Origin of the sequence: Enterococcus sp. DIV1368d (assembly GCF_050542975.1) — a bacterium.
Lineage (GTDB): Bacteria > Bacillota > Bacilli > Lactobacillales > Enterococcaceae > Enterococcus_D > Enterococcus_D casseliflavus.
This window is the reverse complement of record NZ_CP172939.1, coordinates 3,550,001-3,574,106: the sequence shown is the minus strand read 5'-3', so window position 1 is coordinate 3,574,106 and position 24,106 is coordinate 3,550,001. Positions and strand designations below refer to the sequence as shown.

Below are 24,106 nucleotides of genomic sequence, written 5' to 3'. Positions count from 1 at the left end.
GTCACGCTATTTTATTAAAATTATAGCATAAAACTTTTATATTTAATAAACTCTCAGCGGGATAGTTTGACTCCGTATATGACTTCGGTTAATTGATTTGATTTGAATTCAGATAATTATACATACTTTAAATTTCTCTGTTATGTTGCCATTTGATTTGAACAATGCTGATAGCAAGATTTGAGTTTATATCGAGCAAGGGAAGATTGCCAAGGTTAACTAAAGACGGTTAATATTCTTTGAAAAACCAATTTATAAATGGTAAATAGAGTGTCAAAAGCCCGCTGCGAAAACAATTCGCAGCGGGCTTTTTGTCTTAATAATAAAGTTATTCCACTTTTTCAATCGTAGTGGTTCCCCAATTCATGATGTTGCTGAGATGGACATAGCCATCGTACAAATTCAAGAAAATCGAGAAGGCACAGACGATATAGATCAATACATAAAAATTATTGGCCTTTTTGTTACGCCATAAAACAAAGCCATCTAAGATCAGTCCTAAAGGAAAAAGAAAGGAGCCGATTCCAGCTAACAGTAGCAAGAGCAGACTTTCATCTTTATCTGCTGCCATCGTTCTTTGGAGTAACGACAATTTTTCTTTTTTGTCGTTGATTTCTTGATTATTGGTTTCGATCCGCTCTTTTAAGGCTTCGTTCTCACGTAAAAGCTCATCGATCGAGACTTGGTAGAGATCGCTCAACAAAATCAAATTCTCAATATCTGGATAGCCGCGCCCATTTTCCCATTTTGAAATCGACTGGCGTGAAATCTGTAATTTTTCTGCGACAGCTGTTTGCGACAATCCGGAAGACTCGCGACAGCTTTTTAATTGTTCTGCTAAAGCCAATGTATGCTCCTATCTGCTATTTAACAACTAGCTTCCCATTTGAGATCGTGGTTACGACACTCCCATTGGTAGTGATTATACCTGCTTTTTGCTTAAACGTACAGGTGGCTTTGGTGGACGTGTGAGTTAATGAACTAGAAGTGATACTTCCTCTGTGAGCAACTAAACTTAAATTCGAAGTGCCTGTAAATTGATTGCGGCTATTGACCGTTACATTATAACTAGCAGTCCAATTACCTGTGGATGTTTTTGACACACGATACGTTCCCGCTGCCAGATTTGCTCGGAATGACGGCAGTTTTTCAATGGTCAAAATCACCTCGTTGCCTTCTTCATCTACCGTGACCAGCTGCTCATAGGGACTATCTGATGCTAAGTCATAAACGAGTTCAGGTTCTTCCACTGTCTGGGCGGCAGCTGGGAGAGCAAAGAGGAAACAAAGAAAAATAAACGGCACAAAAAATAATTTTTTCACAAACACCACTCCTTGTACTTTTAATAATTCAAGTATACAAGGTTTATTTAGTTAAAGAAAGTACAAGCTAGTTTACAGGGGTAACGGCTGGTTCACAACTGTTGCTAAATCAGCATTTCATAGACTTATTTTTTAGGATGTCGAGAAATTTTAAACGTAATGGTTCATTCAAAAGGTCTTCGTTTTTTAGGTTTCTGACAATGAAACGTTGCTTTTTAAAAGAAACGTTAAAGAAGCGGTTGCTTTAGTTTTAACCAAACCTAGCTGTAAAAGGAAACAAAAAAGCGAAAGAGAAGGTAACGTTTCGCGCCGTTAAAACGACAAACGTAAGACCTCCTTCCGCTTTTTTGCAGCCAATTTTATTCTCCTAAATCAATATCCTTTTGATGGTCACCATCTTTTTTATAAACGTTCACCACGGATTCTTTGTTTTCGGCAATTTCTTTGGCACGGGCGATGGCCTCTGCTTTCTTATCGAAATGATCACTGGCACGTTTTGCTCCTTTGGAACGGACTTGCCATTTGTCGTCTTCATACACAACTTCTACATCCGCATCCATTAATTTTTCCGCATTCTTATTGGTTTGATGGGTATCGTCTTTTTGCGGATTTTTTTCTTTCTGAAAAGCTTTCTTCTCCTCTTCATCTGCATTGTCATACCATTTTTCTGCTTGACTCGTGGCGATCGGGATCGCCCGATCATCGGAATAGCCATCGGCTAGCAGGGCATTGGCGATATCGATCGCTTTTTTACGAACTAAGGGGTCTAGATTCTTCATTGACGCAGGATAATCACGGACATTCCAAGGCATTGTTTGTTTCCTCCTTTTTCTTGATCCAAGGTCATTTTCTTAGGGGTTCCCTTTTACAGGTACTACCAGTTACTACTTATTAGTTTACCCCCTTCTATAAAAAAGGGAAATCATTTGATTTCTGGTCAAAAATGGGGGCACTTTCTTTTTTCATTTTCTAATAAACGAGGATTTATTTTTGTTAACAAAGCGTTATATTTCCCAAAAAAAAATGAATGGTTTAGAATTTTATTATAGAGAAAAGGAGGACGTAAGAATGAGTGAACCTATTTTGACTGATCCACGGGAACTTTATCACACGGGTAAATACAGCAAACAGGAACAAGATACGCCTGCTTTACAAGAAGAAATGCGACCAAAACCTGATTGTGGTGAAGAATCTTATGAGGGAAGTCAGCAGTTAGAAAACCGGCGGGTACTGATCACCGGTGGGGATTCTGGGATCGGACGAGCAGCAGCGATTGCCTTCGCCCGTGAAGGAGCAGACATTGCCCTACACTTTTTCCCAGGAGAAGAAGAAGATGCCGAAGAAGTTGCAGGGTACATCAAAGAAGCTGGGCGCAAAGTGATCTTGCTACCCTATGACCTGCGAGACGAAGCGGCACCACAAGAGATCGTTGACAAAGCGGTGGCAGCATTAGGTGGGTTAGATACATTAGTATTGAACGCGGCACAGCAAATCACGCGGCCATCGATTGCAGAATTACCGATTGAACAAGTGAAAGACACCTTTATGGTAAACATTATCTCAATGTTTGCATTAGTCAAAGCTGCTGAGCCGCACTTACCGGCTGGGGGAGCGATCGTGACAACAACTTCTGTCCAAGCCTTTAGTCCAAGTGCCCATTTAATGGATTATGCGGCAACCAAATCGGCGATCGCTAGTTTTACAGTCAGCTTGGCGAAACAATTTGCTGAAAAAGGAATTCGCGTCAATGGGGTAGCCCCAGGACCGATCTGGACACCATTACAGTTAGATCATGGCCAACCGCAAGACCAGCTGCCTGAATTTGGTCAGCAAGCGTTACTTGAGCGGGCAGGACAACCAGCTGAGCTGGCACCTGTCTATGTCTTTTTAGCTTCGAATAAAGCTAGCTATGTGACAGCACAGATTTATGGTGTTACCGGCGGAGAAGCCATCAACTTGTAAGCTTATCAAAAATTGGAGAAAAAGGAGGAGGTGTCCTATGAGTAAAGGGTGGAAAATCGTATCAATCATCGTTTCGTTGATCTTTATCACTGTCTTATTACCAATCGTATTAATGAGTAATCCTTATATGCAGCTGCCATTTGGTTTGGACAGCAGAGGCAATGTCGTCACGTATTTCTTTGACAACTTGTTTATGCGTCAATATATGTTTTGGGTAGCTGTTGTCTTGATCGCCTTATTCTTGATCGTGATCTTAGTCGTGCTTTTTTATCCAAAAACCAAAACGACCTTTGTTTTGAAAGAGGATAAGGGCGCATTGACGATCGATAAGAAAGCAATCGAAGGACTTGTACGTACGAAAGTAAATGAAAAAGAATTTGTTGAAGGACCAAAAGTTCATGTCAAGGCGACCAAAAATCGAATTTTGATTAAAATTAAAGGACGCTTGAAACGGACGTCTGCCTTAGTCGGCAAAACCGAAAACTTAATGGCGGAAATCCAACAAGATGTCCAACGAGTGCTTGGTTCAAGTGAGAAAGTCAAAGTCGAAGTCAACTACGCGAATTTTGAACAAAATGAGACTCCGGAAAACCCGCGAGTAGAATAGGAGGGCTATGATGAACGAACTACAACAATACAAAATCCCATTGATTTTTGGAGCAATCGGCCTTGTTCTGGCTGTGTTGTTTGTAACGATCGGTTTTTTCAAAACATTGCTGATTCTACTCCTAACAGGTTTGGGTTTTGCGTTAGGATTGTATCTCCAACGTACCGGTATCATCGACGAATTTTTTAACCAACAATAACGCATTTTAATAGGAGGAATTTTTAATGAATAACGATAAAAACGAATTAAACAATGATAAAAAAGTCAGCGCACATCCAGATCCAGTGGTTCCTAACACCAATCATCAAGCAAATGAAAATGCGATTCCCATGACTGAAGCACCAGATCCAGTCGTGCCAAATGCTGAAAAAGCAGTAGCAGGACAACAAAACGGACCAAAACCAGGGGATCATCCAGCACCAGGAAATCCAAATCCAGCAGGACATCATCCAGCACCGCCAAAACCTGGCCACAACGATTTTGAAGGACCAACTGGTGACGCACCTGTTCATGGTTCATTGACTTATGATGACAAAGTGATCCAAAAAATCATCGGGATCGCATTAGAACATGTGGATGGTCTGTTGACGGTCGATGGTGGTTTCTTCTCTAACATTGCGGAAAAATTAGTCAATACAGACAATGTGACTGCGGGTATCAATACCGAAGTAGGGAAAAAACAAGTAGCCGTTGATTTAGATATCGTGGTTGAATATGACCGCAACATCCCAGAAATCGCTGACCAAGTCAAAGAAGTCATCCAAAAAGAAGTAACGACAATGACCCAATTAGAAGTTATCGAAGTCAACATCAATGTTGTAGATGTAAAAACGATCGCTGAATACGAAGAGGAACAAGAAACGGTTCAAGACAAAGTATCGTCAGCTGCATCTAAAACCGGTGACTTTGCTTCACGTCAAACCAACAAAGCCAAACATGCGGCTTCCCGCGCGTCTGATCGTATCGAAGAATACAACGAGCCCCGGGTGAAATAAAAAAGTTTCATATGAAACAAAAACAAGCATTGATCCTGTGATCAATGCTTGTTTTTTTGAGAAAAAAGCTGACCAGGAGGGTTGGCAGCCTCGCTGGTCAAGGAAAAATGAAAAAAGTTTTTTGGATTGAAATGAGTATAATTCCTCTGCCTTAAACCAACCTTAAAGCCCCAGTTAAAAAATGGTAAATTCTCCTAGAAAGCAATGTCTGGCTATTGCATCACATTGCTTTTTGCGTTAAAGTAGGAACTAGTCTGTGAAACATTTTTCTGTTTCACAAAATAGAAAGGATTCGTTATGCTACCTGAAGAATTTCATGAAGAATTACGCAAAAACGGGATCGTTTTAACCGAAGAACAAATGGAAAAATTCGCTGTCTATTTCGAGCGTTTAGTCGAATGGAATCAGAAGATGAATCTAACCGCAATCACGGAAAAATCAGAAGTGTATTTGAAGCATTTCTACGATTCTGTTTCCTTAGCTTTTGAAGCCGCCTTTGACCCGCAAAGTCATTTGTGTGATGTCGGTTCAGGTGCTGGCTTTCCAAGTATTCCACTAAAAATCGTGTTTCCTGAATTAGAAGTGACGATCGTCGACTCTTTAAATAAGCGCATCACCTTTTTACAAACCCTTGTGACGGATCTACAATTGGAAAATGTCCACTTGTACCATGACCGTGCAGAAACATTTGGTCAAAACCCGCAATTTCGTGGGCAATTCGATTATGTGACTGCTCGTGCGGTTGCCCGTTTGAATGTGTTAACGGAACTCTGTGTGCCATTGGTGAAAAAAGCAGGCTATTTTTATGCGCTCAAAGCTGCCAAAAGCGAGGAAGAACTGGTTGAAGCCAAACCAGCCATCTCACTCTTAGGCGGCAAATTTATTGAAGAAAAAAGCTTTACCTTACCGGTCAGCGGCGATGAACGCCATCTTTTGATCATTCAAAAGAAAAAAGAAACGCCAAAGAAATACCCCCGCAAACCGGGAATGCCAGCGAAACAACCAATCAAATAGGAGGAAAATCAATGGCCCGTATTATTTCTGTTGCAAACCAAAAAGGCGGCGTAGGCAAAACCACCACAACGGTGAACCTAGGTGCGTCCTTAGCATTTGTCGGCAAAAAAGTGTTACTCGTAGATATTGATGCCCAAGGCAACGCCACAAGCGGTGTCGGCATTCGCAAACCAGATGTGGAACAAGACATCTATGATGTATTAGTCAATGAAACACCGATCGTTGAAGCGATTTTACCTAGCAGTCGGGAAAACTTGGATATCGTTCCAGCGACGATCCAATTAGCTGGTGCGGAAATTGAATTGACCTCCATGATGGCACGGGAATCTCGATTGAAATCGGCTTTGAATGAAATCAAAGAACAATACGATTATATCTTTATCGATTGCCCGCCATCTTTAGGTCATTTGACGATCAATGCCTTTACCGCCAGTGATTCGATTTTGATCCCAGTCCAATGTGAGTACTATGCATTAGAAGGGCTGAGCCAACTATTGAATACCGTGCGTTTAGTACAAAAACATTTTAACCCTGAGTTAGAGATCGAAGGGGTCTTACTGACGATGTATGATGCCCGTACGAACTTAGGCGCGGAAGTCGTGGAAGAAGTCCGCCGCTATTTCCAAGAAAAAGTATATGAAACCATTATTCCGCGGAATATCCGGTTGTCTGAAGCACCTAGTCATGGATTGTCGATCATTGATTATGATCCACGCTCAAAAGGAGCCGAAGTCTATCAGACGTTAGCAAAGGAAGTGTTAGCCCGTGAAGAATAAAGGGAAAGGATTAGGGCGTGGGATCGATGCGTTGTTTCAAGACCTGCAAGGGTTAGAAGAAGTCGATATCAAGACAGAAAAAGTCGTTGAACTGCCTTTAAACGAATTAAGACCCAACCCTTATCAACCGCGAAAAACCTTTGATGAGCTTTCATTACAAGAACTAGCCAATTCGATCCAGCATTCGGGGGTCTTTCAACCGATCATCGTGCGGCAATCATCCGTCAAAGGCTATGAGATCATTGCTGGTGAACGCCGGTTTCGAGCGTCCAAACTAGCTGGCAAGGAAACGATCCCAGCCATCATCCGCAATTTTGATGAAGAAGCGATGATGCAAGTCGCCGTTTTAGAAAACTTGCAGCGGGAAGATTTGAATCCTTTAGAAGAAGCAGAAGCTTATGACATGCTGATGAAAAATTTGAAATTGACCCAAGCACAAGTCGCTGAACGCTTAGGGAAAAGCCGCCCGTATATCGCCAATTATTTGCGGTTACTGTCCTTGCCGAAACTCGTCAAAGAAATGGTTCAAGATGACCGTTTGTCTATGGGGCAAGCCCGGACATTATTAGGCTTGAAAAACAAAGAACAGATCTTAAAATTAGCCAATCGTTGTGTCAAAGAAAATCTGACAGTCCGCCAATTAGAACAAATGGTCGCTGAGATGAACGACACGAAAAACGAAAAGAAAAAAGTGCCGCGTCTGATTCGGGAAAAACCGTACTATTTACGAGAAAGCGAAGAACGGTTGATGGATAAATTCGGCACAAATGTCGAGATCCGCGAAAAAGAAGGCAAAGGAAAAATCGAGATCGAATACCTGTCACAAAAAGATTTAACCCGTATTTTAGATTTATTGAACATTCAATTTGATGAAGCTTGAGGTGATAAAGATGTATGATCTTGGGGATATTGTCGAAATGAAAAAACCGCATGCCTGCAAAGCCAATCGTTGGGAAATCATCCGCATGGGGGCAGACATCAAAATAAAGTGTACGAATTGCGGCCACATCGTCATGATGACGCGCCGAGAATTTGATAAAAAGATGAAGAAAATCCTAGAAAAAAAAGAGAAAGAGTGAAGTGAAGCATGGCGTTAACTGCCGGAATCGTTGGATTGCCAAATGTGGGCAAATCTACTTTATTTAATGCAATAACCAAAGCAGGAGCAGAAGCCGCAAACTATCCGTTTGCGACGATCGATCCGAATGTAGGAATGGTGGAAGTGCCAGATTGGCGCTTACAGCGTTTAACAGAATTAGTCCGTCCTAAAAAGACAGTCCCAACCACCTTTGAATTTACGGATATTGCTGGAATCGTCCGCGGTGCCAGCAAAGGGGAAGGATTAGGGAACCAATTTTTGAGCCATATCCGCCAAGTGGATGCGATCTGTCATGTCGTTCGTTGTTTCGACGACGACAACATCACCCACGTGGAAGGCCGCGTGGACCCATTAGCTGATATCGACACCATCAACTTGGAGTTGGTTTTAGCGGATTTAGAATCCGTCAACAAGCGCTATACTCGGGTCGCAAAAATTGCCAAAACCAAAGACAAAGATGCGGTTGCGGAATTGGCCGTTCTTGATAAAATCAAACCGGTCCTAGAAGAAGGGATCTCAGCTCGTTCGATCGAATTTACAGATGAAGAACAGCGCATCGTCAAAAGTTTGTTTTTACTAACGACCAAACCAGTCTTATACGTTGCCAACGTAGCAGAAGAAGACGTGGCAGACTATGAAACCAATGACTATGTCAACAAAGTGAAGGAATTTGCAGCGAGCGAAAATGCGGAAGTGATCGTCATCAGTGCTCGTGCCGAAGAAGAGATCGCTGAGCTGGAAGAAGAAGACAAAGCAGAGTTTTTAGAAGCATTAGGAATTGAAGAATCAGGGTTGGATCAATTGATTCGTGCTGCCTATGATTTACTTGGTCTAGCAACGTACTTTACCGCTGGTGAACAAGAAGTGCGTGCGTGGACGTTCCGTAAAGGCATCAAAGCACCGCAAGCAGCGGGGATCATCCATACGGACTTTGAGCGCGGCTTTATTCGTGCGGAAACTGTTTCCTTTGAAGATCTGAACCAATACGGCACGATGCAAGCGGCCAAAGAAGCCGGTCGGGTACGTTTGGAAGGAAAAGATTATGTCGTGCAAGATGGCGACGTGATGTTGTTCCGTTTTAACGTATAAAGGGCTTTCTTCCCAGTGAATTTGTGGTAAAATGTCCATTGTGAAGAAAACGCAGAAGGGAGAATCAATTCATGGAACCAGAAACTCTGCGAAATTATGTTTCCGAAAATCGTGAATTAGAACAACAATTAACAAAACGAAACCAACAATATATATTTGATTTAAAAAAATCGCTAGAGGCAGCCAACCTTTCTGAAGAAGAAAAAACGATTGCCTTGCATGAGATGCTGCCGGTCTTAGTCAAAGAACAAAAAGGCGGCAAAACAGCCCGCCAATTATTTGGTACAGTGTCTGAACGCACCGAAGCCATCATCAACAAACCCGTTGAGCAAAAAGAATCCGGCCCCTTCTTGATGTGGTTGGATAACACCTTGCTGATTTTAGGGATCTTTGGCTTGATGTTAGGGGTTATGGGGATCTTTACTAGAGGACAAGCACAACCTTATGGCTTATTGACCCTCTTCTTGATGGCGATGCTTGCTGGTTGGGTCTTCTACTTGATGTACAAATACATGTATCAATATGAACGCCCAGGTGCCGATAAGAGCAAACGGCCGAAGATGTGGAAGATCATTTTGATTTTAGTCGCAGCCTTCATGCTATGGATCGTTGTGATCTCGCTTTCTGCGATGATCCAACCACCATTGAATCCACAAGTGGACCCTGTGATCGAAGCCTTGATCGGGGCAGTGGCATTAGCAGCGAAGTACTACTTGAAACGCAAATACAATATCATCAGCAGTCTGTCTGTTCCTAGAGGCTGATGGCTACACGTTGATCGTGCGCCTTCTTTTGTTAAAAAAGACCGCACGATCAGCGTGTTTTTTTAGAAAAAATGGCGAATTATGAGATTTGACCAAAGGTTTGAAGAGGATTATTAAGAAAGCTTTCCGAATGGTTGACTTATGAAAAAATCTTTGCTATTTTTTTTAAAATACCTAAAAACTTTAAGGAGTGGTTACAAAAATGTCCAACTGGGAAACCAAATTTGTAAAAAAAGGGTTAACGTTTGATGATGTCTTATTGATTCCGGCAGAAAGTCACGTCTTGCCAAATGACGTGGATATGAAAGTGCAGCTTGCCCCGAATATTACACTAAATATTCCAATCATAAGTGCCAGTATGGATACCGTAACTGATAGTAAAATGGCGATCTCAATGGCGCGTCAAGGCGGACTTGGCGTGATTCACAAAAACATGAGTATCGCCGCGCAAGCAGATGAAGTGCGCAAAGTAAAACGTTCTGAAAGCGGCGTGATCATCGATCCGTTTTTCTTAACACCAAGTCACTTAGTTGCTGATGCAGAACATTTGATGAGCAAGTATCGCATTAGCGGGGTACCGGTCGTAGAAACGATGGAAAACCGCAAATTAGTCGGTATCATCACGAACCGCGACATGCGTTTTGTCACGGATTATACGATGCCGATCAATGATGTGATGACCAAAGACCAATTGATCACAGCACCTGTCGGTACGTCGTTGAAAGACGCTGAAAAAATCTTACAACAACACAAGATCGAAAAATTACCGATCGTTGATGAAGCAGGGATCTTAAGCGGTTTGATCACTATCAAAGATATTGAAAAAGTGATCGAATTCCCGAATGCAGCCAAAGACACGCATGGACGCCTATTAGTGGCAGCGGCAGTCGGCGTTACCAGCGATACCTTTGAGCGAGCACAAGCATTATTGGATGCAGGCGTTGACGCGATCGTCATTGATACTGCCCACGGACACAGTGCGGGTGTTTTACGCAAAATCTCTGAAATTCGTGCACATTTCCCAGAAGCGACATTGATTGCGGGAAATGTTGCCACTGCAGAAGGCACGAAAGCATTGTATGATGCTGGTGTCGATGTCGTAAAAGTCGGGATCGGTCCAGGTTCGATCTGTACTACTCGGGTGGTAGCCGGTGTCGGAGTTCCTCAATTGACCGCGATCTATGATGCAGCCTCTGTGGCACGTCAATACGGCAAAGCAATCATTGCCGATGGTGGGATCAAATACTCTGGGGATATCGTCAAAGCTTTAGCAGCTGGCGGACATGCCGTAATGCTAGGTAGCATGTTGGCAGGAACCGATGAATCACCAGGTGAATTTGAAATCTACCAAGGCCGTCGCTTCAAAACGTACCGCGGAATGGGTTCACTGGGGGCAATGGAAAAAGGCTCCAGCGACCGTTACTTCCAAGGTGGCGTAAACGAAGCCAACAAATTGGTTCCAGAAGGCATCGAAGGGCGTGTCGCTTATAAAGGCAGCGTTTCTGATATCATCTTCCAAATGATCGGCGGCTTGAAATCAGGGATGGGTTATGTCGGTGCTGGCAATCTACAGCAATTACGTGATGAAGCACAATTCATCCAAATGAGCGGCAACGGACTAAAAGAATCACATCCCCACGATGTTCAAATCACGAAAGAAGCACCAAACTACTCCGTAAAATCATAAAATGTTTCACGTGAAAACCAACGCCCCCTCTGTTCAAAAGTGGACAGGGGGGATTATTTGTTCAAAAAAGGACGTCACTCTCAGCTATCTAGGCAAGAGTGGCGTCCTTTTCTTTAAAATCACTGCTGGATGATCAGCAAATCGCTTTAGCAGCAGCTTATTCGTTTGATTTCAACGCATCGATCATGTTGACATGAGTCAGTTTTACATGGGTGACGTACATCACGATGATCGTAAAGAGAATCGTCATGCCGCCGGCTAAAGCATAAGCCGGCCAATTGATCACTAATGGAAAGACCATGTTTTCCATCGAAGCTTGGATCAAAATAAAGTCAGTCAAGAAGTAACCTACCACGTAGCCAGCGAGAATCCCAAATAACGTAAAGACGATATTTTCCCGTACGATGTACATGGTGACTTCTTTATTGTAAAACCCTAATACTTTAATAGTAGAAAGCTCGCGAATCCGCTCGGAAACATTGATGTTGGTCAAGTTATACAAGACGACAAAGGCTAATGCCCCTGATAGTACAACTAAGATCAAGACAATGGAGTTCAAGTTGCCCATCGAATCATCCTGCATTTTGATCTGAGTGGAAAGGAACGTCGTGTTTTTGACTTTGTCGGTATCTAACAAGGCTGTTGATAAAGCTTCCTCTTGTTTTTTCGTCATCGTCTTGCTTTTGACTAAGAACGCATTCGGTTCAAAGGCACTGTCGGTGATTTCTTCGTAAAGAGTCGGTGACAGATACAGAGAATTGCCTAAATAGTTTTCTGCGATGCCGCTGATAGGTACTTCAAAAGCTTCTTGATCGCTAGTATAGAAGGTCAATGTATCCCCAACCTGCAGATCATACAATTCTGCGTATTTCATAGTCAGTACGGCGCCTTCTGTTAATGGCAGCTTCTGCCCTTCCGTCGTTTTCAAATGGACATAGTCGGTAAAAGCTTCTTGATCTGCCGGAACCATCAAGGTCAAACTTTGTTTTCCTTGGTTAGCTGGTCGAATCTCGATCGTTTCATTGTAGACTAGCATCGAATGGGTCACAAGAGGATCGTCTGTTAAAACCGTTTCAGCGGCAGCAACGGTTTCTTCCTTCGCATCATTTAAGGTCACGACGGCTTGATAATCCGTAATGGGCCCAAATTGTTTCGCAGTCACAGCACTTAAGGAATCTTTCAAACCAACGCCTGCCACCATCAGTCCCGTACAGCCGGCGATGCCAATGATTGCCATGATCATTCGCGATTTGTAGCGGAAGATGTTACGGAAGCTGACTTTTTGATTGAAGCTTAAACGTGACCATAAGGGCGTAATGGCCTCTAATAAAATCCGTTTCCCAGGTTTTGGCGCCCGAACTTGCAGTAGCTGGGCAGGTTTTTCCCGCAATTCTTTGATCAAAACAAAGAGACAGGCACCAAGCGTCGCCAGTAAAAAGGCGATCGCGGCCAAAATAATTGGCGACCAGACATAATAGACGCGAATCCCGTCTAAAAGATACCGTTCGCTGGATAGAAAATAAATCAAACGCGGCAACAGTTCCGTCCCTAATACGGCACCACTGATAATGCCAATGGCCGAAGACAGGAGGGCATAAATCAAATATTTAAGGGAGATCTCGACTTTGCCATAGCCCATCGCTTTTAAGGTACCGATCTCTTTGCGGTTTTCTTCTACCATCCGCGTCAGTGTCGTAAAGGTGATCAACGCAGCGATAAAGAAAAAGAAGACAGGGAACACATTGGCGATCGCTGCGATACGATCAGACAGCCCACCATATTCTTGGAAACCGGGGTTGTCTTTGCGTTGGTTGTAAAGATACGTAGGTTCTGCCAAGTCTTCGATCTCTGTACGTTTTTCTGCCAGTGTTTGTTGGGCATCGGTTAGTTCTTGTTGCTGTTCCTCTAATTGGGTTTGCTGCCGAGTCAACTCTTCTTCCCCAGCGGTCAATTGGCCTTCGAGGGCTGCTTGTTGTACGGGCGGCAGCTGTGCCAGGGCGGCTTGCTGTTGTTCTAGTTCCGCTTTGGCCTGATCCAGTTGGGCTTGTCCCTCAGCTAACTGTTTTTGTCCATCGCGGACTTCTTTTTCTGCAGGCGCTAATTCATCAAAAGCATCTTGCTGAATTTCTGCTAAGCGTTCTTTAGGGCGATCCGCAAACAGTTCCTCAATCGTTTCTTGATGGGCTGCCATCTTGTCGGTGTACGCATCGGAGTATGTTTCAAGGCCTGCGACATCATCAAAGGCGAGATAAAGGATCGATTTGACCTCCATCTTGAACTGTTCTTCCGGTACATAAGCAAAATACGTCACGACACCGCTGCCGACATTCGCATAGCCACGTTCGGCAGCACTGATATAAATGGGAGAGGTGGCGAACCCAACGATCGTATAGTCTTTGTCCGACAGATTATCGGCATCATCGATCGTAAAAGTATCCCCTATTTGCCAGCCATAATTTTTTGCTTCGGTGTCCAGCACGATTTCATCGGCTTTTTCTGGCAGTCGGCCGTCCTTCACCAGTAGCTGGTTGAGTTCCTGTGAGGGATCATAAGAGGTCACGTGCACGACTTCATCTGAATTGGCAGCGTAATAAAATTGATAGGCGGCTTCTGTGTGAGCACCGCTTTTTTCCGCCGCATCAATGTCGTCCTCCGTCAATCCCAGCGTGGAAGTGACTTGCAGATCTGCTAAATGCTGACCGTTAACATATTCACTCGCGGAATGGTTCAGGATCGGTCCCGTCGCTTTGACACCGACAAAGAGAAACGTTCCTAAAAAAATGATCAAGGTGATTGCGATAAAGCGACCTTTTGATTGGCGAATCTCCCGCAAACTTGCTTTAAGATAAGTTTTATTTTTCATCAGATCCTCCTACCAAACGATTTCATCGATCGAGATTGGATGAGGATTCTCTTCAATGGAACGGACAGTGGCATCGTTGATATGGATCACCCGATCGGCGATCGGGGCAATGGCGCTGTTATGGGTAATGATCAACACCGTATTGCCGTTTTTCCGACTGGCGTTTTGCAAAAGCTTCAACACTTGTTTGCCTGTTTCAAAATCCAGCGCACCGGTTGGTTCATCGCATAATAGCAATTTCGGGTTTTTGGCTAACGCCCGAGCGATCGATACCCGCTGCTGTTCCCCACCAGAGAGCTGCGAAGGAAAGTTGTTTTTACGGTTTTCTAACCCTACTTGTGCTAAGACTTCATCAGGATCGAGTGCATTCGGTGAGACTTCTGTTGCCAATTCAATGTTTTCTTTCGCTGTCAGGTTCGGCACCAAATTATAAAACTGGAAGACGAACCCGACGTCTTTGCGGCGGTATTCCGTCAGCTGTTTGTCGTTAAACTTCGCGATATCGACATTGTCGATAATGATTTGTCCTTCATCTGGCGAATCCATCCCGCCTAAAATATTCAAAACGGTCGATTTTCCTGCACCACTGGGGCCAAGGATCACCACTAATTCGCCTTCTTCAATGGCAAAGGAAAGATCGTTGTTGGCAGTGATGGTGGTTTCGCCCATCTGATAGCGTTTATATTCATTCTTTACTTCAACATAACTCATTAATAAAGCCTCCATTTTTTAAACACGTGTTGATTTAATCACATGGTGTTAGTATACTAAGAAAGAAAAGTAAGAGCAATCCTCAATGCTTACCTATTTGTCATTAAATAGACAAATATTGATCAAATGTACAGAGAAAAGGGGAAACGATATGGTGGGGACTGTGGGGAATCGTCGAACGATCTACTCGAAAAAAGTGATCCGACGCGCCTTTCAGGAGTTATTGTTGGAAAAAGAGTACCGCAAAATCACGATCAAAGAGATTGCGGAACGAGCCGATATCAACCGAGGAACATTTTATAAATATTATAAGGATACGGCCGCGTTGTTGGAGGAAATCGAAGGGGAGCTTGTTGAGCAGATCGCATCGAACTTGCAGCAGGAAAATTTGTCATTGGATCTTTGGTTGGAAAAGCTGTTGACGATTTTGTATGAGAATCCTAGTACGACCCATTTGATTTTGTTGAACAACAGCCATTTGCTGAATCTTTTATTGTCAGAGATCAAACCGGAGACCTTGAAACGGTTTGCCCAATACTTTCAAGATGCTTCCGAGGAAGAATTGGAACTGTGTCTTAGCTTTTTTGTCTGCGGGTCTATCGGGTTGATCGAACGCTGGCTCAAAGATTTCTCAACGATGCCGCCAAAAGCTGTCGCTGAACTGTTGATCCAAATTTTTGTGACCAATGTATATGAGGATAAGAAGGGCTAAAAAAAGAGGGAACGATCCAATAACCAAAAAGGAACGCAGCAAGAGACAATTTGCTGCGTTCCTTTTTTTATTTAGTCAACGAGGCGCTCGTCGTTCATCCCAAAGTATTGATGCAATGGTTTTTGCCGTGCTTCTAATAATTGATCGACAGTCACGAATTCGTAGCCTTCGTTTTTGAGCATTTTAATGACTCCCGGTACGGCTTTCACAGATTTCGGGTGAATATCATGGATCAAGATCATGGCACCATTAAAGACATTTTGTTGCACCAAGGCATTGATCTTCTTCGGATCCTTCAATTTCCAGTCTTGAGAATCGATGTCCCATTGAATGATCGGCATGCCAATGGTTTGTGCGCTTTGTTTGTCGATAGCGCCATAAGGGGGCCGTAAATTTCTAGGTAGTAAACCCGTCGCATTATAAATGGCTTTGTTGGTTTTTGTGACTTCTGCCTGCAAATCTTCCGCTGAAAGAGTATTCAGCTGCGGATGAGAGTAAGAATGACTGGCGATCTCGTGTCCAGCTTCTTGGACTTTTTTAGCAGCTTGCGGATATTGCTCTACCATTTGTCCCAGCATAAAGAAGGTCGCTTTAACGTCATTTTCTTGTAAGATGTTCAACAGATCCATGGTGGAGGTACTGTTGGGTCCATCATCAAAGGTCAATGCCACGTATTTTTTATTGGGGTCTAAACTTGGCAAGGCATTGTTGAGTTGGTCAGCAGCCACGAGATCAGGATCAATGAATGGGGCGATCTCGCTGTAAGACAGGGTGATTTCCGTCGCTCCCGTCTGATTTTTTGGCAATTCGATGGTCAGCTTCTCTGGATCGTAAGTAAATTTCGAATCGAAGGTGATCCGCTCCATGGCCAAGACGGCGTCGATGATTTTGGCGGGTTCTTTGGCTTGATCCAGCAGTTTCTGCTGAATGACTTGTTGAATACCTAATAAGCTGCCTTCATCAGGAACCAGTTCTTTCAAAGACAATTCGGTTTGCGTCTTCTCTGATACGAAGATCGGTGCATCCGTTAGGCTGTCCGCATCTTCAAAACGTCCGGTTTCTCGATTCCACACATAGCTGTCGGCTTTCAATGAATAAGTAGACACCTTTGAAGCCGCTGCTTGTGCTTGGATGCGGGCAACGGTGACGACTTCTTTATTCGTTTGTTTTTTACGCAAGTGATCAGCGGCTTGTGTCAACCGTTCTTTGATATCTTTGATGGGAAACGTATCAAGGTCTTGCGGGCGGTAGATCAATTCTTTGGTTGCGCCTTTGGAGAGCACTTCAGGCGTTGTTTTTAACCCATTTTGACTTTGTTCTGCTTGGATTGATGCCAGTAATTTCTCCGCAGCCGCCTCATATTTTTCTTGGGCTGCGACTTCTTGCTGGTGTAACGTGTAAAGGACTGAGCCAGCCGTCGCGATCAAAACGATCAATAATAAGGCGAATAAGGAAAAAATTGCTTTTCGATACGGCTTCTTTCTCGAGGGTGGTCCTTTCGGTCTTTCTTCAGCTGACGCTGTTCGTTTTTGATTATTGTTTGGTTTCTTGTGCAAGTCACTCCGACGGGCATAGGTCTTTCGTTCGGGCATTGGTGAAGCTCCCTTCATTCCATCCTAAATTATGCCCACGTTACCATAAGTCACAGGTACTTTCAACGATCATGCCCGGTTTCTGATAGAGACTTAAAAAGATGAAGGGATTTTTCTAATTATTCATTTAAAAATTACAACCTTGTTGCGTTGTTTCTCTTGCAAGAAATGATCAAGGGCATTAGGGGGTCTTTTGCAACCACTATCTATTAGGTGAACTAGAAAACCCCTTCGTAACAGATCACGTGGAGTGACTGTTACGAAGGGGGTGCAATTAAGGGTACTAAGGCTTAGGCTTTTTCGATTTTTGTCAGTCCGCCCATGTAAGGAACCAGAACTTCTGGTACCGTTACACTGCCGTCTTCGTTTTGATAATTTTCAAGCACTGCGGCTACCGTCCGACCGACAGCCAGACCAGAGCCATTTAGTGTATGCATGTAGTGAATCTTGCCCTCTTGATCGCGGTAACGGATCATGGCACGGCGTGCTTGGAAATCTTCACAGTTTGAGCAAGAGCTGATCTCACGGTACATTTCCTGAGCAGGGATCCATACCTCTAAATCATAGGTCTTCGCCGCAGAAAAGCCCATATCTCCTGTACACAAGCTAAGCACTCGGTAAGGTAAGTTGAGTTTTTGCAAAATATCTTCGGCATTAGCCGTCATCTTTTCTAATTCTTCATAAGAATGGTCAGCATCACTGAATTTCACCATTTCAACTTTATTGAATTGGTGCAGACGAATCAAGCCGCGAGTATCACGACCAGCGCTGCCAGCTTCTGAACGAAATGATGGGCTCAAGGCAGTGAAGTAGGCAGGGAGCTGTTCTTGTTCTAAGATCTCCCCTTGATAGTAATTGGTCAAAGGTACTTCAGCAGTTGGAATCAAAGTCAAATCCGTGTCTGCCAATTGGAAAACATCTTCTTTGAACTTTGGAAATTGCCCCGTGCCAAACATTGCTTGGCTATTGACGATATAAGGGGTGATCATCTCGGTATAGCCATGCTCATAGACATGCTGATCCAGCATGAAGTTGTATAAGGCACGTTCCAAACGAGCACCTAAGCCTTTGTAGTAAACAAAGCGGCTGCCAGAAACTTTGGCGCCCCGCTCAAAGTCGAGGATCCCCAACTCTTCAGCGATCTCCCAATGCGGTTTTGGTTCAAAGGCAAAGGCTTTTGGTTCTGCCCAGCGGCGGATTTCTACATTGTCGTCTTCATCCTTGCCCACTGGAACAGAATCATTTGGCAAATTCGGCAATGTCGTGGCGATCTCTTTGATGTCTTCATCAATTTGAGCAATCTCTTCATCCAATTGCTTGATTTGGCTGCCGACTTCTTTCATTTGGGCAATTTTATCTGCCGCGTCTTCTTTTGCCCGTTTCAAGGCAGCGATCTCACCAGAAACATCGTTGCGCAATTTCTTGCGTTCTTCCGTTTGGACTAAGAGTTCTCTGCGACGTTCGTCAAGCGTTAAAAAGCGGTCCAATACTTCTTTTTGCACGCCTCGTGTTGCGAGTTTGCTTTGTACTTCAGCAAAATTTTGGCGAATCATTTTTACATCTAACATAGTGATACATCCTCCTTTGATTTTTCCATAGAAAAAAGGCCATTCCGATCCCGTGTTGCTTGGGACGAAATGACCATTCGCGGTGCCACCCAAGTTCAGCTTGCGCTGCCCTTGCTGCTCGTATCGTGAGCCAACGATTTTTCTTTCGAAAAATACACGTTAAAGAACTGGATTCTATTTTTTCCAACACTGATTTTCACCAACCATCAGCTCTCTTTACTAGATGAAAAAAATATACTAGGTTCTGTGCCTTGATTATTTTCTTTAGCATACCCAAAAAATGTTGGGGCGTCAACCATAGGTTTGTGTGTTGGACAAATTGTTGCGCTTCAACGGGAGATGAATAATAAAGGACGTCCATTCTGGCGTTGATTTGGCATAGATATAGCCGCCATGTAAGGCGACGATGCTTTGAGCGATCGCTAGACCTAAGCCAGTTCCTCCTGTTTCTTGAGAGCGGGATTCTTCCACTCGGTAGAAACGGTCGAATAGAGAATCAAGGGCTTGCTTAGGAATCATTTGTCCATTGTTTTTGACGGTTAAGATCGCTTCGGTCCCGACTTTCTCGACTTCCATGCGGATCTTATCGGCGCCTTTGCCGTATTTCAAGGCATTTGACAGCAAATTATTGAAAACTCGCACCAGTTTTTCGGTATCGCCATCCATTTCGATATGCTCTGGACGGGTGTAGGTTTCGATCTTGATGCCTTTTCGGCTAGCTTCTAATTCAAAGTCCGCCGCCAATTGTTCAACTAGCTGGGCCATATCGAATTCCATCACATTAATGGGCACGCTAGGCTGACGCACTTTCGTGTATTCAAACAAATCATCGACGAGGGACTTCATTTGTTTGGCTTTGACATACGCCGTATGAGTATATTTCAACAATTCTTCTTCTGAATGGTATTGTCGGTCTTCAATTAGACCTAAATAGCCGATGATCGAAGTCAATGGTGTTCGAATGTCATGACTGACATTGGTGATCAGCTCATCTTTGGATTGCTCGATCCGCCGTTCATCTTCGATCGCCGCCACCGTACTGTCGACTAAGCCGTTGATATTAGAAACGATCCGGCTTAAATCGCCCCGTAACTCGAAGGGGATGCGATGATCGTAGTTGCCTTCTGCGATAAAGTGCAGCTCGCTGATAATGTGGCGTAGCTGCATTTGATGGTAACGTCGAATCAAACGCCAATATAAGACGATCACATCTAATAGGAAGAACATCGGTAGAATGAAGTTACGACCACTGCGGAAGATATCTGTGTTGAAGGCAGCCGTGAACGCATTCTTTGATTCATAGATCGCTTCGACTAAAACCGGTGAGTTTTCTCGTATTGAGGTCAAGATGACCAAAATAGCGACATTTAATAGAAGTAAAAGAACAATCGTTACAATTCCTTCGGCAAATAACTCACTGATTTCCTTTGAGGTCAACGTGATTCGTTTCTTTTTTTCGATTGGTGTGTTGCGCTTTTTTTCAGTTGGTTTACTTCGCATCTATTTTGTAGCCGACCCCCCATACTGTTTGGATGACTTTTTCACCATCCGTGGCTTCTTCGATCTTATCTCGTAAGTGACTGACATGGACCATCACTGTTTTGGCAGAAACGACACTTTCTTGTTTCCAAACTCGTTCAAAAATCTCATCGGCGCTAAAGACACGGTTCGGATGCGATGCTAGTAAGTAGAGGATGCCAAATTCTAATGCGGTCAATTGGATCTCATTGCCATCCACCGTTTTTACTTCATGGGAATCGCGGTTGATGATAAGGGAGCTTACTTCCAGAATCTCTGGTTGATTTGAAGCAGCCTGCATCTTGGTTCTTCTCAATAACGATTTTACCCGAGCCATGACTTCTAATGGATTGAAAGGTTTGGTGACATAATCATCAGCACCGGCGACCAATCCACGAATCTTATCCATATCGGTTGTTTTAGCGGTCAACATAATAATGGGGATTTGGGATTCTTTTCTCAATTCTTTGACGACTTGCATGCCGTCCATTTCAGGCATCATGATATCTAAGATCAATAGCTCGATATCAGAAGTGGTGCGGATCTTGGTCAGTGCTTCTTTTCCATCATATGCTTTGACCGATTCATAGCCTTCATTGTGTAAGTAAATGCTTAATAGTTCTACGATCTCTTTGTCATCATCTGCTACAAGTATTTTCATACTGGGTCCTCCTAGGAACAATATTCTTTTCTCCATTTTAGCAAATATTCCACAAAATAGATAAAATCATACTTAAATTTATAAGAATGATAGGAATTAAGAAAACACAAAAAGGAAAAAGACGAACGATAGTCTAATAATAACGGAAAAAGTCCTTAAAAAAGGCGGAAATCACGGACTAAAAATCATGAATCATCTTTGGAAACGGAGTAACTAGAAACGTTGGTCTATCAATCATTTTATGGTTGACGAATAGCACAAGTCTTGGTATATTATTACATGTGCCAAATGACTAAATGAATTCCTAAAAAGAATTGAAAAAAGTAGTTGACGCACAGCTCGACAGATGATATTATAACGAAGTCGCAATTTTAAAACAGTTAATCAATGTTGATACATCAACAAAATTAATTAAAAAAAGTTGTTGACAAATAACAAATCATTTGTTATTCTAATTAAGTCGCTGAGACAGCCGCTACGAAGTTGAAAAACAACGAGCGAAAAAAACTTTTTAACAAAGAGTTGACAATCAAATGTCACTCTGATATGATATAAAAGTTGCTAACACAGCGCGGTAGACCTTTGAAAACTGAACAAAGCAAGCAAACGAACCAATGTGTAGGACGTTTCAATTTATTGGAACAAATACATGCAAGCAATAGCTAGCAAAGTTAATTTTTATGAGCTTAATGACCGTATGGTCATTCAAACAAATCATTATGAGAGTTTGATCCTGGCTCAGGACGAACGCTGGCGGCGTGCCTAATACATGCAAGTCGAACGCTTTTTCTTTCACCGGAGCTTGCTCCACCGAAAGAAAAAGAGTGGCGAACGGGTGAGTAACACGTGGGTAACCTGCCCATCAGAAGGGGATAACACTTGGAAACAGGTGCTAATACCGTATAACACTATTTTCCGCATGGAAGAAAGTTGAAAGGCGCTTTTGCGTCACTGATGGATGGACCCGCGGTGCATTAGCTAGTTGGTGAGGTAACGGCTCACCAAGGCAACGATGCATAGCCGACCTGAGAGGGTGATCGGCCACACTGGGACTGAGACACGGCCCAGACTCCTACGGGAGGCAGCAGTAGGGAATCTTCGGCAATGGACGAAAGTCTGACCGAGCAACGCCGCGTGAGTGAAGAAGGTTTTCGGATCGTAAAACTCTGTTGTTAGAGAAGAACAAGGATGAGAGTAAAATGTTCATCCCTTGACGGTATCTAACCAGAAAGCCACGGCTAACTACGTGCCAGCAGCCGCGGTAATACGTAGGTGGCAAGCGTTGTCCGGATTTATTGGGCGTAAAGCGAGCGCAGGCGGTTTCTTAAGTCTGATGTGAAAGCCCCCGGCTCAACCGGGGAGGGTCATTGGAAACTGGGAGACTTGAGTGCAGAAGAGGAGAGTGGAATTCCATGTGTAGCGGTGAAATGCGTAGATATATGGAGGAACACCAGTGGCGAAGGCGGCTCTCTGGTCTGTAACTGACGCTGAGGCTCGAAAGCGTGGGGAGCGAACAGGATTAGATACCCTGGTAGTCCACGCCGTAAACGATGAGTGCTAAGTGTTGGAGGGTTTCCGCCCTTCAGTGCTGCAGCAAACGCATTAAGCACTCCGCCTGGGGAGTACGACCGCAAGGTTGAAACTCAAAGGAATTGACGGGGGCCCGCACAAGCGGTGGAGCATGTGGTTTAATTCGAAGCAACGCGAAGAACCTTACCAGGTCTTGACATCCTTTGACCACTCTAGAGATAGAGCTTCCCCTTCGGGGGCAAAGTGACAGGTGGTGCATGGTTGTCGTCAGCTCGTGTCGTGAGATGTTGGGTTAAGTCCCGCAACGAGCGCAACCCTTATTGTTAGTTGCCATCATTTAGTTGGGCACTCTAGCGAGACTGCCGGTGACAAACCGGAGGAAGGTGGGGATGACGTCAAATCATCATGCCCCTTATGACCTGGGCTACACACGTGCTACAATGGGAAGTACAACGAGTTGCGAAGTCGCGAGGCTAAGCTAATCTCTTAAAGCTTCTCTCAGTTCGGATTGTAGGCTGCAACTCGCCTACATGAAGCCGGAATCGCTAGTAATCGCGGATCAGCACGCCGCGGTGAATACGTTCCCGGGCCTTGTACACACCGCCCGTCACACCACGAGAGTTTGTAACACCCGAAGTCGGTGAGGTAACCTTTTGGAGCCAGCCGCCTAAGGTGGGATAGATGATTGGGGTGAAGTCGTAACAAGGTAGCCGTATCGGAAGGTGCGGCTGGATCACCTCCTTTCTAAGGAATATTTCGGAAGACTACACATCGTTTGCCTTTGTTCAGTTTTGAGAGGTTTACTCTCAAACAAAATTTGTTCATTGAAAACTGGATATCGAAGAAATAATCAAAACAAGTAACACACACCGAGTTGAAATGTTAAAAGAGTTTTTTAATAAGTTCAACGCTTATTTTCTTGAGCAACCTTCTATCGCTAGAAGAAGTACTCAAAACCGACCGTAAGGTCAAAGGTTAAGTGAATAAGGGCGCACGGTGGATGCCTTGGCACTAGGAGCCGATGAAGGACGGGACTAACACCGATATGCTTTGGGGAGCTGTAAGTAAGCTATGATCCAGAGATTTCCGAATGGGGGAACCCAGCATCTTTTATAGGATGTTACGTCTGCGTGAATACATAGCGCAGTCGAGGTAGACGCAGAGAACTGAAACATCTAAGTACCTGCAGGAAGAGAAAGAAAATTCGATTCCCTGAGTAGCGGCGAGCGAAACGGGAAAAGCCCAAACCAACAAGCTTGCTTGTTGGGGTTGTAGGACTCCGATATGGTAGTCTATTCAGATAGTCGAAATACTTGGAAAAGTATGTCAAAGAGGGTAAAAACCCCGTAGGCGAAATTTGGATAACACCTAGGAGGATCCTGAGTACGGCGGAACACGAGGAATTCCGTCGGAATCCGGGAGGACCATCTCCCAAGGCTAAATACTCCCTAGTGACCGATAGTGAACCAGTACCGTGAGGGAAAGGTGAAAAGCACCCCGGAAGGGGAGTGAAATAGATCCTGAAACCGTGTGCCTACAACAAGTTAGAGCCCGTTAATGGGTGATAGCGTGCCTTTTGTAGAATGAACCGGCGAGTTACGATAGCATGCGAGGTTAAGTTGAAGAGACGGAGCCG

Annotated in this window: 21 protein-coding genes, 2 rRNA genes and 1 other annotated feature (1 of these 24 only partly in view); of the genes, 14 read left to right on the top strand and 9 right to left on the bottom strand. The window is 43.9% G+C overall.

The genetic code is table 11. From position 1 onward, the window contains the following. Positions 1-328: 328 nt before the first annotated feature. The 3 genes from IGJ44_RS16875 to IGJ44_RS16865 all read right to left on the bottom strand — a co-directional run bounded on the left by IGJ44_RS16875 (position 329) and on the right by IGJ44_RS16865 (position 2,134). Positions 329-847 carry a helix-turn-helix domain-containing protein gene (locus tag IGJ44_RS16875; RefSeq protein ID WP_005226263.1) on the bottom strand — a complete coding sequence of 173 codons (519 nt, stop codon included), beginning with the start codon at positions 845-847 and terminating at the stop codon, positions 329-331. 16 nt (positions 848-863) lie between these two features. Then, positions 864-1,331: a DUF5626 family protein gene (locus IGJ44_RS16870; RefSeq protein WP_034695231.1), complete on the bottom strand. Its 468-nt coding sequence runs from the start codon at positions 1,329-1,331 to the stop codon at positions 864-866. 350 nt (positions 1,332-1,681) lie between these two features. Further along, entirely contained in the window at positions 1,682-2,134 is a 453-nt protein-coding gene (locus tag IGJ44_RS16865) for a DUF2188 domain-containing protein (protein ID WP_010748464.1), read from the bottom strand. A gap of 256 nt (positions 2,135-2,390) precedes the next feature. Between IGJ44_RS16865 and IGJ44_RS16860 the strand changes: the two genes are divergently transcribed. The 11 genes from IGJ44_RS16860 to guaB all read left to right on the top strand — a co-directional run bounded on the left by IGJ44_RS16860 (position 2,391) and on the right by guaB (position 11,315). Next, complete coding sequence (locus IGJ44_RS16860; protein ID WP_005226260.1) at positions 2,391-3,284, top strand: SDR family oxidoreductase; 894 nt, start codon at positions 2,391-2,393, stop codon at positions 3,282-3,284. 37 nt (positions 3,285-3,321) lie between these two features. Beyond that, positions 3,322-3,891, top strand: coding sequence for an alkaline shock response membrane anchor protein AmaP (gene amaP / locus IGJ44_RS16855; protein ID WP_005226259.1), 570 nt, complete (start codon positions 3,322-3,324; stop codon positions 3,889-3,891). Positions 3,892-3,898: 7 nt separating this feature from the next. After that, on the top strand, positions 3,899-4,090 hold the full coding sequence (locus IGJ44_RS16850) for a DUF2273 domain-containing protein (protein WP_005226258.1): 192 nt from the start codon (positions 3,899-3,901) through the stop codon (positions 4,088-4,090). Between the two features lie 25 nt (positions 4,091-4,115). After that, a complete protein-coding gene (locus tag IGJ44_RS16845) occupies positions 4,116-4,886 on the top strand; it encodes an Asp23/Gls24 family envelope stress response protein (RefSeq protein WP_010748461.1) in 771 nt (256 codons plus the stop codon). Between the two features lie 297 nt (positions 4,887-5,183). Next, complete coding sequence (rsmG, locus tag IGJ44_RS16840) at positions 5,184-5,900, top strand: 16S rRNA (guanine(527)-N(7))-methyltransferase RsmG (RefSeq protein WP_430605990.1); 717 nt, start codon at positions 5,184-5,186, stop codon at positions 5,898-5,900. 11 nt (positions 5,901-5,911) lie between these two features. Then, positions 5,912-6,676, top strand: a complete 765-nt coding sequence (locus IGJ44_RS16835) for a ParA family protein (RefSeq protein WP_005226255.1) — start codon at positions 5,912-5,914, stop codon at positions 6,674-6,676. Further along, positions 6,666-7,556, top strand: coding sequence for a ParB/RepB/Spo0J family partition protein (locus IGJ44_RS16830; protein WP_005226254.1), 891 nt, complete (start codon positions 6,666-6,668; stop codon positions 7,554-7,556). Before IGJ44_RS16835 ends, IGJ44_RS16830 begins: the two co-directional genes overlap by 11 nt. Before the next feature lie 10 nt (positions 7,557-7,566). Continuing rightward, complete coding sequence (locus IGJ44_RS16825) at positions 7,567-7,755, top strand: DUF951 domain-containing protein (RefSeq protein ID WP_005226253.1); 189 nt, start codon at positions 7,567-7,569, stop codon at positions 7,753-7,755. Between the two features lie 8 nt (positions 7,756-7,763). Beyond that, complete coding sequence (gene ychF / locus IGJ44_RS16820; RefSeq protein WP_005226252.1) at positions 7,764-8,864, top strand: redox-regulated ATPase YchF; 1,101 nt, start codon at positions 7,764-7,766, stop codon at positions 8,862-8,864. A gap of 71 nt (positions 8,865-8,935) precedes the next feature. After that, positions 8,936-9,628 carry a DUF1129 domain-containing protein gene (locus IGJ44_RS16815; RefSeq protein WP_005226251.1) on the top strand — a complete coding sequence of 231 codons (693 nt, stop codon included), beginning with the start codon at positions 8,936-8,938 and terminating at the stop codon, positions 9,626-9,628. A 202-nt stretch (positions 9,629-9,830) separates the two neighbouring features. After that, complete coding sequence (guaB, locus tag IGJ44_RS16810; RefSeq protein WP_167826578.1) at positions 9,831-11,315, top strand: IMP dehydrogenase; 1,485 nt, start codon at positions 9,831-9,833, stop codon at positions 11,313-11,315. Positions 11,316-11,472: 157 nt separating this feature from the next. Here the strand turns inward: guaB and IGJ44_RS16805 are convergent, their stop codons facing one another. Together IGJ44_RS16805 and IGJ44_RS16800 are read right to left on the bottom strand one after the other, a co-directional pair. After that, on the bottom strand, positions 11,473-14,178 hold the full coding sequence (locus IGJ44_RS16805; RefSeq protein WP_167826577.1) for an ABC transporter permease: 2,706 nt from the start codon (positions 14,176-14,178) through the stop codon (positions 11,473-11,475). A gap of 9 nt (positions 14,179-14,187) precedes the next feature. Continuing rightward, positions 14,188-14,889: an ABC transporter ATP-binding protein gene (locus tag IGJ44_RS16800; protein WP_010748457.1), complete on the bottom strand. Its 702-nt coding sequence runs from the start codon at positions 14,887-14,889 to the stop codon at positions 14,188-14,190. A gap of 85 nt (positions 14,890-14,974) precedes the next feature. Here IGJ44_RS16800 and IGJ44_RS16795 point away from each other — a divergent pair, with 85 nt between their 5' ends. Next, positions 14,975-15,601 (top strand): TetR/AcrR family transcriptional regulator, encoded by a 627-nt coding sequence (locus IGJ44_RS16795; protein WP_060791711.1) that lies wholly within the window; start codon positions 14,975-14,977, stop codon positions 15,599-15,601. A 71-nt stretch (positions 15,602-15,672) separates the two neighbouring features. Here the strand turns inward: IGJ44_RS16795 and IGJ44_RS16790 are convergent, their stop codons facing one another. The 4 genes from IGJ44_RS16790 to IGJ44_RS16775 all read right to left on the bottom strand — a co-directional run bounded on the left by IGJ44_RS16790 (position 15,673) and on the right by IGJ44_RS16775 (position 20,940). After that, entirely contained in the window at positions 15,673-17,193 is a 1,521-nt protein-coding gene (locus IGJ44_RS16790) for a polysaccharide deacetylase family protein (RefSeq protein WP_074535543.1), read from the bottom strand. Between the two features lie 290 nt (positions 17,194-17,483). After that, a complete protein-coding gene (serS, locus tag IGJ44_RS16785) occupies positions 17,484-18,761 on the bottom strand; it encodes a serine--tRNA ligase (protein WP_074535542.1) in 1,278 nt (425 codons plus the stop codon). A 57-nt stretch (positions 18,762-18,818) separates the two neighbouring features. Further along, positions 18,819-19,017 (bottom strand) — a binding site (T-box leader). A 35-nt stretch (positions 19,018-19,052) separates the two neighbouring features. Beyond that, positions 19,053-20,261, bottom strand: a complete 1,209-nt coding sequence (locus IGJ44_RS16780) for a sensor histidine kinase (RefSeq protein WP_005226244.1) — start codon at positions 20,259-20,261, stop codon at positions 19,053-19,055. After that, positions 20,251-20,940 (bottom strand): response regulator transcription factor, encoded by a 690-nt coding sequence (locus tag IGJ44_RS16775; protein ID WP_008376963.1) that lies wholly within the window; start codon positions 20,938-20,940, stop codon positions 20,251-20,253. The genes IGJ44_RS16780 and IGJ44_RS16775 overlap by 11 nt, the downstream gene beginning before the upstream one ends. A 715-nt stretch (positions 20,941-21,655) precedes the next feature. Here IGJ44_RS16775 and IGJ44_RS16770 point away from each other — a divergent pair. Continuing rightward, positions 21,656-23,214: ribosomal RNA gene (locus tag IGJ44_RS16770) — 16S ribosomal RNA — on the top strand. A gap of 229 nt (positions 23,215-23,443) precedes the next feature. Next, positions 23,444-24,106, top strand: a 23S ribosomal RNA gene (locus IGJ44_RS16765); it runs 2,252 nt beyond the window's last position. The 16S and 23S rRNA genes sit together here, the layout of an rRNA operon.

Bases quoted from the DNA above. Each gene is read 5' to 3' on its own strand.
- ychF (WP_005226252.1), top strand. From the start codon at position 7,764: ATGGCGTTAACTGCCGGAATCGTTGGATTGCCAAATGTGGGCAAATCT.
- IGJ44_RS16825 (WP_005226253.1), top strand. From the start codon at position 7,567: ATGTATGATCTTGGGGATATTGTCGAAATGAAAAAACCGCATGCCTGC.
- IGJ44_RS16805 (WP_167826577.1), bottom strand. From the start codon at position 14,178: ATGAAAAATAAAACTTATCTTAAAGCAAGTTTGCGGGAGATTCGCCAA.
- IGJ44_RS16835 (WP_005226255.1), top strand. From the start codon at position 5,912: ATGGCCCGTATTATTTCTGTTGCAAACCAAAAAGGCGGCGTAGGCAAA.
- IGJ44_RS16800 (WP_010748457.1), bottom strand. From the start codon at position 14,889: ATGAGTTATGTTGAAGTAAAGAATGAATATAAACGCTATCAGATGGGC.
- guaB (WP_167826578.1), top strand. From the start codon at position 9,831: ATGTCCAACTGGGAAACCAAATTTGTAAAAAAAGGGTTAACGTTTGAT.
- rsmG (WP_430605990.1), top strand. From the start codon at position 5,184: ATGCTACCTGAAGAATTTCATGAAGAATTACGCAAAAACGGGATCGTT.
- IGJ44_RS16790 (WP_074535543.1), bottom strand. From the start codon at position 17,193: ATGCCCGAACGAAAGACCTATGCCCGTCGGAGTGACTTGCACAAGAAA.
- IGJ44_RS16845 (WP_010748461.1), top strand. From the start codon at position 4,116: ATGAATAACGATAAAAACGAATTAAACAATGATAAAAAAGTCAGCGCA.
- IGJ44_RS16780 (WP_005226244.1), bottom strand. From the start codon at position 20,261: ATGCGAAGTAAACCAACTGAAAAAAAGCGCAACACACCAATCGAAAAA.
- IGJ44_RS16850 (WP_005226258.1), top strand. From the start codon at position 3,899: ATGATGAACGAACTACAACAATACAAAATCCCATTGATTTTTGGAGCA.
- amaP (WP_005226259.1), top strand. From the start codon at position 3,322: ATGAGTAAAGGGTGGAAAATCGTATCAATCATCGTTTCGTTGATCTTT.
- IGJ44_RS16775 (WP_008376963.1), bottom strand. From the start codon at position 20,940: ATGAAAATACTTGTAGCAGATGATGACAAAGAGATCGTAGAACTATTA.
- IGJ44_RS16815 (WP_005226251.1), top strand. From the start codon at position 8,936: ATGGAACCAGAAACTCTGCGAAATTATGTTTCCGAAAATCGTGAATTA.
- IGJ44_RS16860 (WP_005226260.1), top strand. From the start codon at position 2,391: ATGAGTGAACCTATTTTGACTGATCCACGGGAACTTTATCACACGGGT.
- IGJ44_RS16865 (WP_010748464.1), bottom strand. From the start codon at position 2,134: ATGCCTTGGAATGTCCGTGATTATCCTGCGTCAATGAAGAATCTAGAC.
- serS (WP_074535542.1), bottom strand. From the start codon at position 18,761: ATGTTAGATGTAAAAATGATTCGCCAAAATTTTGCTGAAGTACAAAGC.
- IGJ44_RS16795 (WP_060791711.1), top strand. From the start codon at position 14,975: ATGCTTACCTATTTGTCATTAAATAGACAAATATTGATCAAATGTACA.